The organism is Streptomyces macrosporus (genome assembly GCF_039533145.1).
GTDB classification, from domain to species: Bacteria; Actinomycetota; Actinomycetes; order Streptomycetales; family Streptomycetaceae; genus Streptomyces; species Streptomyces macrosporus.
Map to the genome: position 1 here is coordinate 588,610 of NZ_BAAASZ010000017.1, position 16,842 is coordinate 605,451.

The following is a 16,842-nucleotide window of genomic DNA, read 5'->3' on the forward strand; positions in this document are numbered from 1 at the left end:
GGGCGGTCCAGGCGGGGTGCCGGGGTGCGTCCCGATTGTGCATCAGTCCGGGGAGGCCGGCGGGACGGCGCGGGGCTCGTCCCGGTTCCCGGTGCGGGCTCAGCCGCCCGCCCAGACGCCGTTCTCCACCGACCAGCCGTAGGCGGGGCGGCCCTTGGCGGCGCTGGTGCGGAAGGGCCGGCCGCCGTCGTCGACGCGGAGCGTGCCGCTGTCGTTCCCGCTGCTCCACTCCACCTCGACGTACCAGTCGCAGTCGCAGCCCTCCGTGCGCGCCTCGATCCGCAGCGCCAGGGGGTCGTCGGCGGTGACGCGGTAGGGCAGGCGGACGGCGGGCAGGGCCTTCCCCGCGTCGCCGTCGTAGCCGTCCATGGGCTTGACCAGCGGTCGGGGGGCGTCCAGGTCGACGGAGAAGGCGGCCGGGGAGAGCGAACCGCCGCAGCCGTTGTTCATCTCGAAGGACGACCGGGCCAGGGGCGTCCGGCGGGCCGCCACCCGGACGTGCACGGCCTCGACCACCACGGGGGTCCGCCCGGTGCCGTGCACGGTGGCCTCCACGATGGTCTCGCCGCCGTGCACCGCGCCGAGCGAGCGGGCCCAGCCGGCCGCGTCCTGCTCGATCGGGGGCGGGGGGACGCGGGACGGGGGCAGGTCGATCAGATAGCGGTGGTCGCAGCCGTGCCGCCACACGTGGGAGCGGGCGGTCCAGCTCAGCGGGGCGGCGCCCGGCGCGTCGCCGTGGGGGCTCTCCCGCTGTCCGCCGCCCGGTCCGCGGGAGGCGGACGGTCCCGGTCCGCCGCCTCGCCCACCCTTCCCGTCGGAGGCGGAGGGCGAGGCCGAGGTCGAGGGGGAGGCCGAGGAGGACGCGGAGGGGGACGCCGTGGCGGACGGGGACGCGGCGGCTCCCGGCGGGGCGGCACCGCCGGCGGCGGAGGGGCGCCCCCGGTCGGAGCGGCCGGGAGCGGCCTGCAGAACGGCGGTGACGGCGAGGACGAGGGCCACGACGAGCACGGCGGCGACCGGCCACAGACGTCTTCGGCGCCACCGGGACGGTGCGGAGGCGGGCGGCGCGGGCTCGGTCGTCGAAGCGCCGGGGTCGGGCGGGGACGCGGGCTCGGACCGGGTCTCCGGCGCGGGGTCCGAGGCGCCGGCCCCGGAGGCGGGCTCGGGTGCGGACTCGGGAGCGTCGGGCTCGGGGACGGGTGCCGGTTCCGGTCCGCGGTCCGGTGCGGCCCCCGCCGGCGGAGTCTGCCGTTCCGATTCCATCCGGCCCCGCATCGCGTCGGCCCGCAGCCACCGTCGGTGCAGCTCCAGCAGCTCCTCCGGGCTCGCGCCGCACAGCCGCGCCAGCCGTTCCACCGGCGCGTACCGCGCCGGGACCGCCGCGCCGTTGCAGTACCGGTGGAGCGTGGAGGTGCTCGTGTGCAGCCGCCGCGCCAGCGTGCCGTAGCTGTGCCCCGAGCGTTCCTTGAGCCCCCTGAGGTACTCGGCGAACTCCTCCGTCTCCCGTACGGCCACCGCCGTCCTCCCCCTTCCGCCGTTCCGGGAGCGCGTTCCAGCCGCGCCTGTTTCCACTGGTCAGCCTAGGCGCGAACGTTCCGGCGTCCCGCTTTTCGCGGCATCTGTTGCCACCGTGTGACAGGGCGGCCGAGTCTCGTGGTGACGAGACGTCAACGAACCGATCGAGGGACGCACATATGCACATCCGCAGGCACACCGGCCGCGTCGTGGCCGCGGCCGCGGTGGCCGCCGCCACCGCCATGGCACTGACCCCGACGGGCACGGCCCAGGCCGCGCCCGCCCCGGCCGCCGAGCCGCGCTTCCTCTCCGCCGAGGAGCTGCCGCCGCACCCGTCCTCGCCGTGGTACGCGGGCGAGGTCACCGAGGGGCTGCCGGAGTTCCCGGTGTTCTGCCTGGAGGACGCGCTGCCCTCCCAGGGGGCCCGGCACCGGCAGTTCGGCACCGAGTACGACACCTGGGCGGTGCAGGTGACGGTGCGGGCCGCGAACACGGGCGCGGCGCGGAAGCTGGCCGCCGCGGCGGAGGCGTCGGTGCGCGACTGCGCGGCCGACTACCTGGAGGAGCACCCCCAGGGCCACGCCGAGTGGCGGGACTACGGCCGCCTCGACGTCGAGGAGGGCGCCCACGTCCACGGCGTCCACACCTCCCTGCCGGACGCCGACAACGGCATCCACCTGTTCGGCGTGGGCCGCGACGGCCGCACCGTCACGGTCGTGATGTGGGCGCAGATGGGCACCTTCGAGCACGCCCGGGTGGAGGACTTCCGGACGACCACGCGCACGGCGGTCGCCAAGCTCCACTGAGGCCCGCCACCGAGTCCACCGGTTCCACCGGGTCCCGCCCGGTCGTTGCCGGGCGCCATCGGGGGGCGAGGGGTCCCGTCACCGTCGTACGCGGCGGGGCGGGGCCCCTCGCGGCGTTGCGGCGGCGTCCCGGAACCCCCGGGAACGCTCCGGGGCCGTCAGGCGCGGCGCAGCCGGCGGCCGACCTCTCCGAGCGCCTCGGCGAGCACGGCGAGCTGGTCGCGGTCGAGGACGTCGACGAGGACCTCGCGCACCGCCGCCACGTGGCCGGGCGCGGCGCGGTGCAGCAGCTCCCGTCCGGCGTCGGTGAGGACGGCGAAGACGCCCCGGACGTCGGTGGGGCAGGCGCGGCGCCGCACCAGGCCGCGCCGTTCCAACTGGCCGACCTGGTAGGTCAGGCCGCTCTTGGAGGTGATCAGCCGCTCGGCGAGCTCGGTCATGCGGATCTCGCCGTCGGGGGCGGCGGCGAGGTGGACCAGGATCTCGTACTGCGGGTGGGACAGGCCCGCCTCGTCCTTGAGCTGCTGTTCCAACCGTCGGGCGACGCGGTTGCTCGCCTCCAGGAAGCCCTGCCAGGCCGCCATCTCCAGTTCGTCCAGCCATCGGGGCTCGTTCATGGACCCATTCTACGCGGTTGTTCAAATTCGAACCTCGCTGTACGCTGACCGCGACCGAGTAATTCGAATTTGAACGACATGACGCAGGGAGAGACCCGCATGACCGCCCCCACCGGCGCCATCCCCCGTACCGCCGCCCCCGCCGGGACCGTCGACGTCCCGACGCCGTCGAACCCCGCCCACGACGCCGGGCTCCTGCTGCTGCGGGTCGCGCTCGGCGCGATCATGGCCGTGCACGGCGCGCAGAAGCTCTTCGGCTGGTTCGGAGGCGGCGGCGTCGAGGGCACCGGGATGTTCTTCGCCTCGCTCGGCTACCCGGCCCCGGAGGCGTTCGCCGTGGTCGCCGCCCTCGCCGAGACCCTCGGCGGCCTCGCGCTCGTCCTCGGCCTGCTCACCCCGCTCGCCGGGGCCGCGGTCCTGGGCACCATGATCAACGCGGTGGCGGTGAAGTGGGGCGGCGGGTTCTTCTCGCCCGAGGGCGTGGAGTACGAGCTCCTCCTCGTCGCGGGCGCCGCCGCGCTCGCCCTCGCCGGCCCCGGCCGCTGGGCCGTGGACCGCGCCCTGCCCGTCCTCCGCTCGCACCGGCTCGCCCACGGCGTGGCCGCCGTGGTGCTCGGTCTCGTGGTGGCGGGCGTGACCCTGCTGCTCCGCGCCTGACACACCCCGCACGGACCCGACGGAGCGGCAGATTCCACCGCACCGGAAAGCACGAAACGGAAGACACCGCCATGACCCCGTCCACCGAGCCGTCCACCCGGCCGTCCCCCCGCGCCCCGGGGAACCGCATGCCCGTGCTGTACCTCAGCCACGGCGCCCCGCCCCTGGCCGACGACGAGCTGTGGACCACGCAGCTCGCCGCCTGGTCCCGTGACCTGCCGCGTCCGGAGGCCGTGTTGATCGTCTCCGCCCACTGGGAGTCGGCCCCCGTGACGCTGGGCGCCACCCGGACCGTCCCGCTGGTCTACGACTTCTACGGCTTCCCCGAGCACTACTACCGGGTCGCCTATCCGGCCCCCGGCGCCCCCGAGCTGGCCGCGAAGGTGCGGGCGCTGCTCGCCGGCCCCGGCACCCCGGTGTACGACGCCCCCGACCGGGGTCTGGACCACGGCGCGTACGTGCCGCTGGTCGAGATGTACCCGGACGCCGACGTCCCCGTGCTCCAGCTCTCCATGCCCACCCTCGACCCCGAGGAGCTGCTGAGGCTGGGCCGCAGGCTGGCCCCGCTGCGCGACGAGGGCGTGCTCATCGTCGGCAGCGGCTTCTTCACCCACAACCTGCGCGGCCTGACGTGGGGCGCGGGGCCGGACCAGGCCCCGGGCTGGTCGAAGGAGTTCGACGCGTGGGGCGGCGAGGCCCTGGCCCGGGCGGACCTCGACGCCCTGCTGGACTTCGAGAACCGGGCCCCGGCGGGCCGGATCGCCCACCCCCGCAGCGACCACTTCGCGCCGCTGTTCGTCACCCTGGGCGCGGGCGAGGACGACCTGGACACCCAGCGCACCGTCATCGACGGGTTCTGGGCCGGGCTGGCCAAGCGCTCGGTGCAGCTCGGCTGACCCTCCCTCCTCCGGTCCGCCGGCCTCCTCCGGACGCCTCCCCCCGAGTCGTCCGGAGGAGGCCGACTCCGTTGCAGGAGGGTTCAGGAGGGCTCAGAAGGGTTCAGGAGGCCGGCAGCACCACGAGCCGGCCGGGGGCGCTCGGGTCGTGGGCGATGGCGTCTCCGGGCAGGTGCCAGTGGAGCGCGAAGCGCTCGCCGGCCCGGTAGGCGTCCAACCCGGCGCGGCAGTAGGCGACCATGTCGTCGGGCAGCGCGTCCAGCGGGAACCAGCCCAGCTCCGAGCACTTGTCGGGCTCGGCGTTGACCGGCTCGCGCCCCTCCCCCAGCCACGCCTCGAAGAACCACCCCGTCCGCGGCTCGCCCCTCGGCGAGCGGTGCTGCATCACCAGGGCGACCCTCAACTCCTCCGGCTCCAGCCGCAGTCCGATCTCCTCCCGCGTCTCCCGCACCATCGCCTCCCGCACGTCCTCGCCGTCCTCGACGTGTCCGGACGGCGCGTGCAGCAGCCCGTCGGCGTAGCCGGTGCCGGCCCGGCGCGCGAGCAGCACCTCGTCGCCGCGCCGCAGGAACAGGTGGACGTCGACGACCTCGCTGTGCCGACCGCTTCTCCCGGTGATCCTCATGACGGGGGATCATCGCACCGGCCTGTGACAGCGGCTTCCCGCCGGTGTTCTTAATCGGCCGTGAGCCGTCCCTTAACGCCGCCATAAAGATCCTCCCTCGGCGCCGAGAACCGCCGGATCGTCCGGTCGCCGTGGTTAACGTGCCGGTAACCGGGGTCGGTTCGCGGGGAGCCCCCCGGTCCCTCACCCCCCACCGTCCGCCCCGCAGCCGGAGGAGAACCCACGATGACCGCTCGCCGCAGGACCGTCGCCGCCCTCGCCGCCGTCGGTGCCGCACCGCTCGTCCTGACCGCGCTGGCCGCGTCGCCGGCCGCCGCCCACGGCTCCATGACCGACCCGGTCAGCCGGATCGCCGCCTGCCACGCGGAGGGACCGGAGAGCCCGAAGTCGGCGGCGTGCAAGGCGCTCGTCGCCGCCGGCGGAACCCAGCCGCTGTACGACTGGAACGAGGTCAACATCGGCGACGCCGCCGGGCGCCACCGGCAGATCGTCCCCGACGGGAAGCTGTGCAGCGCGGGCCGCGACAAGTACAAGGGGCTGGACCTGCCGCGCGCCGACTGGCCCGCCAGTCCCATGTCCGCCGGCGACCGCACCTTCCGCTACCGGGCCACCGCCCCGCACAAGGGCACGTTCGAGCTCTACCTCACCAAGGAGGGCTACGACCCGACCAAGCCGCTGAAGTGGTCGGACCTGGAGTCGGAGCCGTTCGCGAAGGTCACCGACCCGAGGCTGGAGAACGGCGCCTACGTCTTCTCCGGCACGGTGCCCGAGCGGTCCGGCCGTCACCTGGTCTACGCCATCTGGCAGCGCTCGGACAGTCCGGAGGCGTTCTACAGCTGCTCCGACGTCACCTTCGGCGGCGGTGGCCAGGCCCCCGCCGCCCCGACCGAGGAGCAGATCGCCGAGAACGCCGAGAAGTCCACGGTCGATCACGGCGGGCACGGCGGTGACGAGCACGGCCACGAGCCCGGTGGGAAGTCCGGCGAGCAGCAGGCCGCCGTCAAGTCCGCCCCGGCCGGCGACAAGGGCGGCGAGCCGGCCGCGACGGCGCCGACCGGGCAGGACGAGGGGGCCGGGTCGGCCGAGTCCGCCGCGCCCGGCGGCGCCACCCCGAACGGCGGCGCCACGGAGGAGGTCGCCCTCGCCGACACCGGTGGCGACGGCACCACCACCGCCGTCGCGCTGAGCGGCGCCGCGGCCGTCCTCTTCGGCGGAGCCGTGGTGCTGACCACCGTCCGCCGCCGTGCCGTGGGCGGCCGCCACCGCGCCTGACCGGGCGCGCCCCGACCGCGCCGCCGTCGCCCTCCTCTTCCTCCGGGGCGACGGCGGCGCCGCGTGTCCGGCCCCTACAATCGTTCGATGAGTCAAAGAGCTTCCTGGGAAGCGGAGTTGACGGAAGTCGCCTCCGAAGCGGAGTTGCGCGAACTGGTGGGCGACCCCGTCCCGTACGTCAAGGACAAGGTCCGCACCGCGCTACACGAACTCGACCGGCAGTGGCTGGCCCACTCTCCCCTCTGCCTGATCGCCACCTCGGCCGCCGACGGCTCCTGCGACGTCTCACCGAAGGGCGATCCGCCCGGTTTCGCCCTGGTCCTGGACGACCGGACGATCGCCATCCCGGACCGCCCCGGCAACAAGCGGCTCGACGGTTTCCGCAACGTCCTGTCCAACCCCCGGGTGGGGCTGATCTTCCTGGTGCCGGGCCGCGGCGACACCCTGCGGATCAACGGCCGGGCCCGGCTGGTGCGCGACGCTCCCTTCTTCGACGAGATGGTCGTGCGGAACAACCGGCCGAGGCTCGCCCTGGTGGTGGAGATCGAGGAGGTCTACCACCACTGCGCCAAGGCCTTCCTGCGCTCCGGCGCCTGGGACCCGGAGTCCTGGCGGCCGGAGGCGCTGCCCTCCCGCGCCCGGATCGCCAAGGCCCTGGAGCGGTCCGACGTGCCGCTGGAGGCGTTGGAGGAGTACTACGGCCCTCGGTACGCCGAGCGGCTCTACGGGTGAGGCCGGACGGCCGTTCGGCGGGCCGTCAGGAGAAGTAGGACAGGCAGTTCACCCGCCGGGCGTTCGCCGGGTCGAGGGCGTTGGCCGTCAGGTGGAAGGTCAGCCGGTCGATCAGCGCGATGGCCAGGTGCTCGGAGAGGTCGGCCGCGCACACGTCCTGGAGCAGGATGTTGCGGACGCCCGGCCCGTCGAGGAACTGGGTGCGCCAGGGCGTGACGATCTGGTCGTACCGGGTGGCGATCACGGTGTACTCCACCCCGGGCACGGTGTCGCCGCCCGCGTTGAGCCGGCGCAGGAAGTCCGAGCCGACCACCTGGTCCCGCAGGGCGGGGGTGTGCGTGCCCAGCAGGTCCTCCACCCCGGGGAAGTACTCCAGCAGCCGGGTGAGTCCGAGCAGGTCGGTGCCGTGGTGGTTGGGCGCGATGCCGACCAGGGCGTTCACCTTCCCGGCCCCGCCGAGGAACTTCAGGTAGTACCGCGGCATCATCCCGCCCTGGGAGTGGCCGACGATGTCGACCTCGTCGGCCCCGGTCGCCTCCAGCACCCGATCGACGTACGCCGACAGTTCCCGGGCCGACTCCTCGATCGGGCCGAGCCCGTGGAAGAAGGGCACGCCCGGCAACGCGCCGTAGTCGAGGGAGAAGACGCACCAACCGCGCGCGACCAGGTACGGGGCCAGCCCGAGCCAGTTGTCGACGGAGTTGCCGAAGGTGCCGTGCACCAGCACCACCGGGCGGGGACGCCTGTCGGATGGGGTGCAGGAGTAGTCGTTCCAGCCACCGGCGGCGGTGGCGGTGGTGGTCGCGGCGGCGGCCGTGGGGGGTGCGGCCTGGGCGGCCGTGGGGACCAGCGCGGCGGTCGCGGCGAGCGCCAGCGCCGGGAGCAGACGGAGCAGTCTTCGTACGCGTTGCCTGGACGGCTTCATGAGGCCTCCTCGCCTCGAACTGTTGCGTCCATGTCAAATTACTGACGAGTAGGGCAACGGACCAGACTCCGTGCGGCACTTCCTCCGGGCGGGACGACGCACACGGCGGGGGCCGGGAGCGGATCGTTCCGCTCCCGGCCCCCGCCGTGTGGGGTTCGGGCCGCTCTCAGGCCGTCGGCGCCGGCAGGTCCACCAGGTCCGCGAGCGCGGTGCGGTGGCGGTCCGGGGTGCCCAGCGCGATCTGGTCCGCCTTGGCCCGCTTCAGGTACAGGTGCGCCGGATGCTCCCAGGTCATCCCGATGCCGCCGTGGAGCTGGACACACTCCTCGGCCGCCCGCACCGCCAGGTCGCCGCAGTGGGACGCGGCCACCGCGACGGCCACGGGGGCGTCCGGATCGCCGCCGGCCAGGGTGTCGGCGGCGTACCGGGCGGCGGCCCGCGCGCCCGCCACGTCCAGCCACAGGTCGGCGAGACGGTGCTTGAGGGCCTGGAAGGAGCCGAGCGGACGTCCGAACTGCCGCCTGTCCTTGAGGTACGCGACCGTGGCGGTCAGGCACCACTCGGCGATCCCGAGCTGTTCGGAGGCGAGGAGTCCGGCGCCGGTGAGCAGCGCGCGCTCCAGCGCCGCCGGGGCGTCCCCGGGGCCGGCCAGCCGTCGGGCGGCGGTGCCGGCGAGGGTGACGTCGGCCAGGGGGCGGGTGAGGTCCAGGGAGGTGCGCGGGGCGACGGTCAGGGCCGCGGCGCTCGCCTCGACCGCGTACAGCCCCGGTCCGTCCCTCCCCTCGGCGGGGACGAGGAGCACGTCGGCGACCGCCGCGTCCGCCACGGAGGTGACCGTGCCGGTCAGGGTGCCGGCGCTGTCGGCCCGTACGGCGGTGGGGAACGCGCCCGTCCCCGGCGCGGTGGACAGGGGCACCGCCAGGGTGGCGGTGCGCTCGCCCGAGGCCAGTGCGGCGAGCAGCTCCGCCGCCTCGCCGCTGCCCGGCAGGGCGAGCAGGGCGGTACCGGCCAGGACGGCGCTGCCCAGGTACGGCGTGGGCGCGGCAGCCCGGCCCAGCTCCTCCAGCACCACCGCGACCTCGCGCACCGAGGCCCCGGCTCCCCCGGCCTCCTCGGGCACGGCCAGGGAGGCCGCGCCCAGGTCGCGGGCGAGGGCCCGCCACAGCTTCCGGTCGTACGGCTCGGGGGTCTCGCAGCGGGCCAGGACGCTCTCGTGCGGGCAGCGGTCGGCCAGCAGCGCGCGGACGCTGGAGCGCAGCTCCTCCTCGATCTCCGAGTAGAGCAGGTCGGTCATCGGGCGAGCTCCTTCCAGGGGACGTCCTTGTCGGTGCGGGGCTCGGCGGGCAGTCCCAGCACCCGCTCGGCGACGATGTTCCGCAGGATCTCCGAGGTGCCGCCCTCGATGGAGTTGCCCTTGGCCCGCAGATAGCGGTAGCCGGCCTCGCGGCCGGTGAAGTCCACGGCCTCCGGGCGGCGCAGCGTCCAGTCGTCGTAGCCCAGGCCCTCCTCGCCCAGCAGCTCGACCTCCAGGCCGCTCAGCTCCTGCGCCAGCCGGGCGAAGGCGAGCTTCATGCCCGCGCCCTCGGGGCCGGGGTGGCCCGCGGCGAGCTGCTGGCGCAGCCGCTCGCCGGTGAGCCGGGCGACCTCGGCGCCCACCCAGCCGGACAGCAGCCGCCGGTGGAGGCCGTGGGTGCGCAGTTCGGGGCGTGCGCGCCAGGTGGCGGCCACCTTGCCGATCATCCCGCCCTCGCGCGGCATGCGCTGCCCGCCGATGGAGACGCGCTCGTTGTTGAGCGTGGTCTGGGCGACCTTCCAGCCCTCCCCGACCTCGCCGAGGCGGTGGGCGTCGGGGATGCGCACGTCGGTGAGGAAGACCTCGTTGAACTCCGCCTCACCGGTGATCTGGCGCAGCGGCCGCACCTCGACGCCGGGGTCGGTCATGTCGCAGACGAAGTAGGTGATGCCGCGGTGCTTGGGGACGTCCGGGTCGGTGCGGGCGATCAGGATGGCCCAGCGGGCGTTGTGGGCGCTGGAGGTCCACACCTTCTGGCCGTTGACGATCCAGTCCCCCGTCCCGTCGCCGTCGCGCACCGCGCGGGTGGCGAGCGCGGCCAGGTCGGAGCCGGCCCCGGGCTCGCTGAAGAGCTGGCACCACACCTCCTCGCCGGTCCACAGCGGGCGCAGGAAGCGCCGCTTCTGCTCCCCGGTGCCGTACCGCAGGATCGTGGGCGCGGCCATGCCCAGACCGATGCCGTTGCGGCCGGGGTCGTTGTCGGGCGCGCCGGCGGCGGCCAGCTCGGCGTCGACGACGGCCTGGAGGGTGCGGGGGGCGTCGAGTCCGCCGAGGCCGTGGGGGAAGTGCACCCAGGCGAGTCCCGCGTCGTAGCGGGCGCGCAGGAAGTCGAGCCGGTCGGTGGTGGCCGGGTCGTGTGCGGCGAGCAGCTCCCGCACGCAGCGGCGCAGCTCGTCCGGATCGGTCACGGGGGCGTTCGCAGGGGGCACGGGATCTCCTTCACGGACCACGACTAAGCGCTTGCTCATCCTCGTGGCATACCGACCGGTACGTCAACGGTTCCGGCGGCACCGCCGTCCGTCCGGTGCCGGACCCCGCTGCGGAGACCGGTGATTTCACCGATGCGGAGTGACTTCCTCCGACTCCACGATGACGCCTGTTCGACCCCCCAAGGCACCCCCTACACATCGGGAGAACACACCCTCATGGAGCCGCAGCAGCACGACGCCGCCCCGGCCGCGGGACGGCCCGAGCGCACCTCCCGGCACCGCCTGGCGAAGCTGGGCGTGGCCCTGACCCTGGTCCTCGGCGGCGCGGGCGTCGCCCTGCCCACCGCCCAGGCGTCACCGGACACCGGAGCCGTCCCCACCGCCGTCCGGGCGGCGGCGGACAACCCCTACGAGCGCGGCCCGGACCCCACGGAGCGGAGCATCGAGGCCCTCCGCGGCCCCTACGCGGTCTCGGAGGACCGCGTCTCGTCCCTGTCGGTGACCGGCTTCGGCGGCGGGACGATCTACTACCCGACCACCACCAGCGACGGCACCTTCGGCGCCGTGGCGATCTCGCCGGGCTTCACCGCCGACCAGTCCAGCATGGCCTGGCTCGGCCCGCGCCTGGCCTCCCAGGGCTTCGTGGTCTTCACCATCGACACCCTCACGCGGATGGACCAGCCCGCCGGCCGGGGCGACCAGCTCCTGGCCGCGCTGGACTACCTCACCCAGCGCAGCTCGGTCCGCAACCGGATCGACAGCGGCCGGCTGGCGGTCATGGGCCACTCCATGGGCGGCGGCGGCAGTCTGGAGGCCGCCAAGGACCGGCCCTCGCTGAAGGCGGCGATCCCGCTCACCCCGTGGAACCTGGACAAGACCTGGCGCGAGATCACCGTGCCGACGTTCATCGTCGGCGCCGACGGCGACTCCATCGCCCCGGTGAGCTCCCACGCCGAGCCGTTCTACGAGAGCCTGCCCTCCTCCACGGACCGGGCGTACATGGAGCTGAACAACGCGACGCACTTCGCGCCGAACACCTCCAACACCGAGATCGCGAAGTACAGCATTTCCTGGCTGAAGCGCTTCGTGGACGACGACACCCGCTACGAGCAGTTCCTGTGCCCGCTGCCGCGGCCGAGCCTCGCCATCGAGGAGTTCCGCGGCAACTGCCCGCACTGACGCGGACACCCGGGGCACCGGACGGGCCCCCGGGACGGGTGGCGGTCGCCCTCGGCGGCCGCCACCTGCGCGTACGCCACCGACCGCGCGGAATGTGACGTGGGACAAAGAAATTGGCACCTCCGGTTCCGGCAGGGCAGGGTAGAAGGCTGACGCAGCGGGACACCCACGATGAGAAGGAGCCCCATGAGAATCGGGATCGTCGGAGCCACCGGTCAGGTCGGCGGTGTGATGCGCCGGATCCTGGCCGAGCGCAACTTCCCGGTGGAGCAGCTCCGGCTGTTCGCCTCGGCCCGCTCGGCGGGACGGACGCTGCCCTGGAAGGACGGCGAGGTCACCGTCGAGGACGCCACCACGGCCGACTACACGGGGCTGGACATCGTGCTGTTCTCCGCGGGCGGCGCGACCTCTCGCGAGCTGGCGCCGAAGGTGGCCGCCGCCGGCGCGGTCGTCATCGACAACTCCTCGGCCTGGCGGATGGACCCCGAGGTCCCGCTGGTGGTCTCCGAGGTGAACCCGCAGGCCGTCGCCGAGCGTCCCAAGGGCATCATCGCCAACCCGAACTGCACCACCATGGCCGCGATGCCGGTGCTGCGGCCGCTGCACGCCGAGGCGGGGCTGACGGCCCTGGTCGTCTCCACCTACCAGGCGGTCTCCGGCAGCGGTCTGGCCGGCGTCGCCGAGCTGGACGAGCAGGTCCGCAAGGCGGTCGAGGGCGACGCCACCCGGCTCGCCTTCGACGGCGCGGCCGTCGACTTCCCCGAGCCGAACAAGTACGTGCGCCCGATCGCCTTCAACGTGCTGCCGATGGCCGGCTCCGTCGTGGACGACGGCCGGGGCGAGACCGACGAGGAGCAGAAGCTCCGCAACGAGAGCCGCAAGATCCTGGGCATCCCGGAGCTGAAGGTCTCGGGCACCTGCGTGCGCGTGCCGGTCTTCACCGGCCACTCGCTCCAGATCAACGCCCGCTTCGAGCGTCCGATCACCCCGCAGCGCGCCCTGGAGCTGCTGGAGGGCGCCCCGGGCGTGGCCCTCTCCGAGGTCCCCACCCCGCAGCAGGCCGCCGGCCAGGACCCGACCTACGTGGGCCGGATCCGCGCGGACGAGACCGTGGAGCACGGCCTGTCCCTGTTCTGCTCCGGCGACAACCTCCGCAAGGGCGCGGCCCTCAACGCCGTCCAGATCGCGGAGCTGGTCGCGGCCGAGTCCCGCTAGCGGAGAACCCCTTCTCGGCCCCTCCCCGCCTCCGCCCCGGCGTCCTCGCGTTCCGGGCCGGGGCGGGGGCGGGGCGGCGGACCCCCGGAGCGGAGCGCGTCCGGAGGTCCGCGGAAGGGGCGCTCGGCGCCGGTCGGGCGTCAGCCGAGCCGGACGCCGTGGTCCCGCAGCGCCTCGGTCACCGGCTGGTGGAAGGTCACGCCTCCGGTGCGGCAGTTGCCGGAGCCGCCGGAGGTCAGGCCGTGGGCGGTCTCGCCCGAGAACAGCGGGCCGCCGCTGTCGCCGGGCTCGGCGCAGACGGTGGTCTGGATCAGACCGCCGACCGTGCCCTGGGGGTAGGTGACGGAGACGTCCGTCGCCACGACCTGCCCGCTGCGGACCCCCGTGGTGCTGCCGCTGCGCCACACCCGCTGGCCGACGATGGGATCGGCCGCCCGGGTGATCGCCTGGGTGGTGCCGTTGTAGAGGTTCACCCGGCTCGGGTGGTCCACTCGGGCGGTGTAGCGCACCAGGGAGTAGTCGTCGCCGGGGAAGCTGCTCGCCACGGTGACGCCGACGTACCGCCCGTTGCGGGAGGTCGACCAGGTGTCGAGGAGTTCGCCGCAGTGGCCGGCGGTCAGGAAGAACGCCAGGCCGTTCCGGGTGACGTTGAAGCCCAGCGAGCAGCGCGCGCTGTCGCCCCGCCAGATGGCGTCGCCGCCCGCGGTCAGGGGGGCGAACTCGCCCTTGACGCGCTTGAGGACGGCCTTGTCGCCGTGGGCGGCGACCTGCTCCTCCAGATCGTTCAGGGCCTCGCCCTCCACCGAGGCGTCCGCGGTCACGACGACCTTGTTGAGCCGGTGGTCGACGGCGCGCGCGGTGCCGGGAAGGGCCTTGGCCGTGAGGTCCTTCTGCACGGTGCCGAGCCGGGCGAGGGAGTGCCGGACGATCCGGGGCTCGGCGCCGGCCTTCCGGACCTTCTCCGCCGCCGGCTCGCCGAGTACGTTGACCACCAGTTTCCGGGCGTCGGCGTCGTAGTAGGCGCCGGCCATGTCGTCCTTGAGGTCGCCCGCGAGGGACGAGGCCAGTTCGGTGGCGGCGGCGGCCGTGAGGGGGGCCGATGTGGTGCCGACCGAGGGGGCCGGGTCCGCGCTCGCCGGGACGAGGGTGGCGCACAGGAACGCCGCCGTGCCCGCGCCCGCGGCGGCCGCGCGCCATGCGAATGTCCGTTGGTGCTTCAACTCTGTGCCTCCCGTGGGGGATGGAGCCGACCGAACCGGGACGACTCCGGAGGAATGTCCGGCTCGGTCATCCTTCCTCGCCCGACGGGCGTGTACACACTGGGTGACACATCGTGCGCGCAGGGTGAACGTGCCGGTGTCGGCCCATCATCCCCGGACTTCCGCTCCTCGGCACGCCGAGCCCGCGCGCCCTCCGCGCCACGGGCGCGGTCGCGTGACACGCCGAAAACCCCCGCCCGGCGGTTGCCGGACGGGGGTTCGTGGGCCACGGGGCCTTCGGGCCCGGGGCGGAAGAGCGGTGAGGATCAGTAGACGTTCACGCCGTACGCGTTCAGCGCCTCGACGACCGGCTGGAAGAAGGTCGTGCCGCCGGTGCTGCAGTTGCCGGAGCCGCCGGAGGTCAGGCCGTAGGCGGTGGTGCCGTAGTACAGCGGGCCGCCGCTGTCGCCGGGCTCGGCGCAGACGTTGGTCTGGATCAGGCCGTAGACGATGTCGCCGCCGCCGTAGTTGACCGTGGCGTTCAGGCCGGTGACGCGGCCGCTGTGGGTACCGGTGGTGCTGCCGCGGCGGTAGACGGTCTGGCCCACGGACGGGTTGGCGGCGCGGGTGATGTCCTGGCTGCCGACCTGGCCGGGACGGCTGATCGAGCTGGTGTAGCGGACGATGCCGTAGTCGTTGCCCGGGAAGCTGGACCCGGCCGTCGAGCCGAGGGTGGTGGAGCCGTTGGTCCAGGTGGAGGTGCCGTTGGTGCAGTGGCCGGCGGTCAGGAAGTAGTCGACGCCGCTGCTGGAGCGGACGTTGAAGCCCAGCGAGCAGCGCCCGCCGCCGCTGTAGATCGCGTCGCCGCCGGAGATCAGCTTGGTGAACGTGCCCGGGGTGCGCTCGATGCGGATCGCGTCCGCGCCGGCCCCGGCCTCCTTCTTGATCTTGGCTATCTCGGCCTGGCTGACCGTGCTGTCCACCGTGACGACCAGGGTGTTGGTCTCCTTGTCGGTGTACCAGGCGGTGCCGGCGACGTCGGCGGTCTTCATGGCCTTGTTCGCCATGGCGACCTGGGTGGCCGGCGCGGGGGCGGGCTCGGCGTTCGCCGAGGCGGGGACGGTCAGGGCCGCGACGGCCACGATTCCGGAGGCCGCGGCGAGGAGACGGACGCGACCGCGTCTGGCCGGACCGGCGTGGGGGGAGGTGCGCTTGATCCTCACTGGTCTCTTCCTCCTGTGAAGAAAATGGGGGGACCCGTGTGGTGGGGCACGGGCACGCGCGACGCCGCAGGAACCCGCTGTTCGACGCGTCCCTGACAAGCGCTGAGGGGAGTATTCACACGCTCGATCACCACGCGCAAGGGGGCGGCCGGCAAAACGTCGCGCTGAGCGCACCGGCCGCCCCACATATCGGACATCAGCTACGCACTGTTCATGTCAACTACATCCGCAGTCGCAGTTGCAACAGTCGCAACCGCCCTCCTCGCCGCAGCAGTTGCAGCAGTCACAGCAATTTCCGCAGTCGCTGCAACCGGAACAGTCGCAGGAGTGGCACCACCCCTCGCGCTTGCGCTCCTCCCAGGGGTCGTCGTACTCCTCACGGCAGCAAATCTGACCGGTGCAGAACAGCGCCGACCACACGGCACATCCGGCCATCAACCCCCGCCGCCGCCGCGGCGGTTCGGGACGCGGCGGTCCCGGGTACGGCGCTCCCGGGTACGGCGCTCCCGGACGGGGCGCTCCCGTGTGGGGCGGGGTGGCGCCTCCGGCGGTGAACGCCCGCCCCACCGCGTGCCGCAGTTCGCGGCCGAGCAGCGCCCGCACCAGGGCCGCGCCCTCGTCGTTTCCGAACTCCACGTCCCGCAGCGCCAGTCGTACGCCGTGTACCGCGTCGTCGCACAGCCGCCGCACCTCCGGCAGGGGCGTGCCGGTGACGGCTATCGGATTCCAGGCACCCGACTCCTCGTCGGCGGCCAGGTCCTCCACGGCGTCCAGCAGGTGCGCCAGCCGGCCGAAGAGCCGGCCGGCCTCGGCGAGCGGCGCCGCGTTGCCGGGCCGGCCCGCCAGGACGGCGGTGTGGGCGAAGGCGGCGGCGGTCGCGGTCTCGGTGGGCTCGGTGACCGCGAGCAGCGAGCCGCCCGGTCCCACGGCGGCCTCGACCAGCGGCTGTCGCTCGACGGCCTCGGTCAACACCACGGTGTCGAAGCCCAGTTCGCTCCCGGTGCGCGCCCCCGCCCGGTCCCAGCCGGCCGCCACCCTGCGCGCCGCCGCCGCCACCGGTCGGCGCGCCAACACCCCGTCCCCGTCGGCGACGTGGTCGCGCACCTTCGCCGAGGCCAGCACCAGGGAGACCGCCGCGGCCAACCGGGCCCCCTCGCCCCGGGCCACCGAGGCGGTGCGCATCCCGCGCAGCGGGCACGGTCCCGCGGTGCGCCGCAGCCCGCCGGAACCGTCGCCGGCGCGCGGTATTTGAGCCTCGGTCAACACCGAGACCACGAGCCCGTCGTAGTTGGTGACGATCCGGGCGAACTGGCCGTGATCGCCGCGCAACGCCAGGCACAGCCCGCACAGATGGGCCGTCCACGCCGCCCGCAGCCCCTCGTCCAAACTGTGCCGGCACGGCCTGATGATGCCGAACAAGATCCCCCCGTTGGCTTGGTCGATGAGTGGCCGCCACGATACCGGGCACTTCACCCGTAT

15 protein-coding genes and 1 pseudogene are annotated in these 16,842 nt (G+C 74.1%); 7 read left to right on the top strand and 9 right to left on the bottom strand.

Annotation, left to right across the window (positions count from 1 at the left end; genetic code table 11):
* Positions 1-99: 99 nt before the first annotated feature.
* Positions 100-1,515, bottom strand: coding sequence for a helix-turn-helix domain-containing protein (locus tag ABD335_RS11125; protein WP_344322032.1), 1,416 nt, complete (start codon positions 1,513-1,515; stop codon positions 100-102).
* A 179-nt stretch (positions 1,516-1,694) separates the two neighbouring features.
* Here ABD335_RS11125 and ABD335_RS11130 point away from each other — a divergent pair, with 179 nt between their 5' ends.
* On the top strand, positions 1,695-2,321 hold the full coding sequence (locus ABD335_RS11130) for a hypothetical protein (protein ID WP_344322033.1): 627 nt from the start codon (positions 1,695-1,697) through the stop codon (positions 2,319-2,321).
* A gap of 158 nt (positions 2,322-2,479) precedes the next feature.
* Here the strand turns inward: ABD335_RS11130 and ABD335_RS11135 are convergent, their stop codons facing one another.
* Positions 2,480-2,938 carry a MarR family winged helix-turn-helix transcriptional regulator gene (locus ABD335_RS11135; RefSeq protein WP_344322034.1) on the bottom strand — a complete coding sequence of 153 codons (459 nt, stop codon included), beginning with the start codon at positions 2,936-2,938 and terminating at the stop codon, positions 2,480-2,482.
* Between the two features lie 99 nt (positions 2,939-3,037).
* Here ABD335_RS11135 and ABD335_RS11140 point away from each other — a divergent pair, with 99 nt between their 5' ends.
* Both ABD335_RS11140 and ABD335_RS11145 read left to right on the top strand, forming a co-directional pair.
* Complete coding sequence (locus ABD335_RS11140; protein ID WP_344322036.1) at positions 3,038-3,595, top strand: DoxX family protein; 558 nt, start codon at positions 3,038-3,040, stop codon at positions 3,593-3,595.
* 71 nt (positions 3,596-3,666) lie between these two features.
* A complete protein-coding gene (locus ABD335_RS11145) occupies positions 3,667-4,491 on the top strand; it encodes a dioxygenase family protein (RefSeq protein WP_344322037.1) in 825 nt (274 codons plus the stop codon).
* A 103-nt stretch (positions 4,492-4,594) separates the two neighbouring features.
* Here the strand turns inward: ABD335_RS11145 and ABD335_RS11150 are convergent.
* Positions 4,595-5,092: pseudogene (locus ABD335_RS11150) on the bottom strand (NUDIX hydrolase); the annotation flags it as partial.
* A gap of 249 nt (positions 5,093-5,341) precedes the next feature.
* On the opposite strand from ABD335_RS11150, the gene ABD335_RS11155 reads away from it, so the two are divergent.
* Positions 5,342-6,388: a lytic polysaccharide monooxygenase auxiliary activity family 9 protein gene (locus ABD335_RS11155; protein ID WP_344322038.1), complete on the top strand. Its 1,047-nt coding sequence runs from the start codon at positions 5,342-5,344 to the stop codon at positions 6,386-6,388.
* Positions 6,389-6,475: 87 nt separating this feature from the next.
* On the top strand, positions 6,476-7,120 hold the full coding sequence (locus ABD335_RS11160) for a pyridoxamine 5'-phosphate oxidase family protein (RefSeq protein WP_344322039.1): 645 nt from the start codon (positions 6,476-6,478) through the stop codon (positions 7,118-7,120).
* A 25-nt stretch (positions 7,121-7,145) separates the two neighbouring features.
* Here the strand turns inward: ABD335_RS11160 and ABD335_RS11165 are convergent, their stop codons facing one another.
* From ABD335_RS11165 to ABD335_RS11175, 3 genes are all read right to left on the bottom strand, one after another.
* Entirely contained in the window at positions 7,146-8,045 is a 900-nt protein-coding gene (locus ABD335_RS11165; protein WP_344322040.1) for an esterase/lipase family protein, read from the bottom strand.
* Between the two features lie 166 nt (positions 8,046-8,211).
* Complete coding sequence (locus ABD335_RS11170) at positions 8,212-9,339, bottom strand: acyl-CoA dehydrogenase family protein (protein ID WP_344322041.1); 1,128 nt, start codon at positions 9,337-9,339, stop codon at positions 8,212-8,214.
* Positions 9,336-10,526, bottom strand: coding sequence for an acyl-CoA dehydrogenase family protein (locus ABD335_RS11175; RefSeq protein WP_344322141.1), 1,191 nt, complete (start codon positions 10,524-10,526; stop codon positions 9,336-9,338). The genes ABD335_RS11170 and ABD335_RS11175 overlap by 4 nt, the downstream gene beginning before the upstream one ends.
* A gap of 237 nt (positions 10,527-10,763) precedes the next feature.
* Here ABD335_RS11175 and bdeA point away from each other — a divergent pair, with 237 nt between their 5' ends.
* Complete coding sequence (bdeA, locus tag ABD335_RS11180; protein WP_344322042.1) at positions 10,764-11,726, top strand: bis(hydroxyethyl) terephthalate hydrolase; 963 nt, start codon at positions 10,764-10,766, stop codon at positions 11,724-11,726.
* 186 nt (positions 11,727-11,912) lie between these two features.
* Entirely contained in the window at positions 11,913-12,941 is a 1,029-nt protein-coding gene (locus tag ABD335_RS11185; RefSeq protein ID WP_344322043.1) for an aspartate-semialdehyde dehydrogenase, read from the top strand.
* Between the two features lie 140 nt (positions 12,942-13,081).
* Here ABD335_RS11185 and ABD335_RS11190 read toward each other — a convergent pair whose 3' ends face one another.
* From ABD335_RS11190 to ABD335_RS11200, 3 genes are all read right to left on the bottom strand, one after another.
* On the bottom strand, positions 13,082-14,161 hold the full coding sequence (locus tag ABD335_RS11190; protein WP_344322044.1) for a S1 family peptidase: 1,080 nt from the start codon (positions 14,159-14,161) through the stop codon (positions 13,082-13,084).
* Between the two features lie 305 nt (positions 14,162-14,466).
* The gene (locus tag ABD335_RS11195; protein WP_344322046.1) at positions 14,467-15,363 is read right to left on the bottom strand and encodes a S1 family peptidase; all 897 of its coding nucleotides are present in this window, start codon (positions 15,361-15,363) and stop codon (positions 14,467-14,469) included.
* Between the two features lie 216 nt (positions 15,364-15,579).
* Positions 15,580-16,782, bottom strand: a complete 1,203-nt coding sequence (locus ABD335_RS11200) for a DUF5685 family protein (protein WP_344322047.1) — start codon at positions 16,780-16,782, stop codon at positions 15,580-15,582.
* Positions 16,783-16,842 lie beyond the last annotated feature (60 nt).

Excerpts from the sequence above, each read along its gene's own strand:
- ABD335_RS11185 (WP_344322043.1), top strand. The coding sequence starts at position 11,913 with ATGAGAATCGGGATCGTCGGAGCCACCGGTCAGGTCGGCGGTGTGATG.
- ABD335_RS11145 (WP_344322037.1), top strand. The coding sequence starts at position 3,667 with ATGACCCCGTCCACCGAGCCGTCCACCCGGCCGTCCCCCCGCGCCCCG.
- ABD335_RS11160 (WP_344322039.1), top strand. The coding sequence starts at position 6,476 with ATGAGTCAAAGAGCTTCCTGGGAAGCGGAGTTGACGGAAGTCGCCTCC.
- ABD335_RS11170 (WP_344322041.1), bottom strand. The coding sequence starts at position 9,339 with ATGACCGACCTGCTCTACTCGGAGATCGAGGAGGAGCTGCGCTCCAGC.
- ABD335_RS11130 (WP_344322033.1), top strand. The coding sequence starts at position 1,695 with ATGCACATCCGCAGGCACACCGGCCGCGTCGTGGCCGCGGCCGCGGTG.
- ABD335_RS11155 (WP_344322038.1), top strand. The coding sequence starts at position 5,342 with ATGACCGCTCGCCGCAGGACCGTCGCCGCCCTCGCCGCCGTCGGTGCC.
- ABD335_RS11135 (WP_344322034.1), bottom strand. The coding sequence starts at position 2,938 with ATGAACGAGCCCCGATGGCTGGACGAACTGGAGATGGCGGCCTGGCAG.
- ABD335_RS11140 (WP_344322036.1), top strand. The coding sequence starts at position 3,038 with ATGACCGCCCCCACCGGCGCCATCCCCCGTACCGCCGCCCCCGCCGGG.
- bdeA (WP_344322042.1), top strand. The coding sequence starts at position 10,764 with ATGGAGCCGCAGCAGCACGACGCCGCCCCGGCCGCGGGACGGCCCGAG.
- ABD335_RS11165 (WP_344322040.1), bottom strand. The coding sequence starts at position 8,045 with ATGAAGCCGTCCAGGCAACGCGTACGAAGACTGCTCCGTCTGCTCCCG.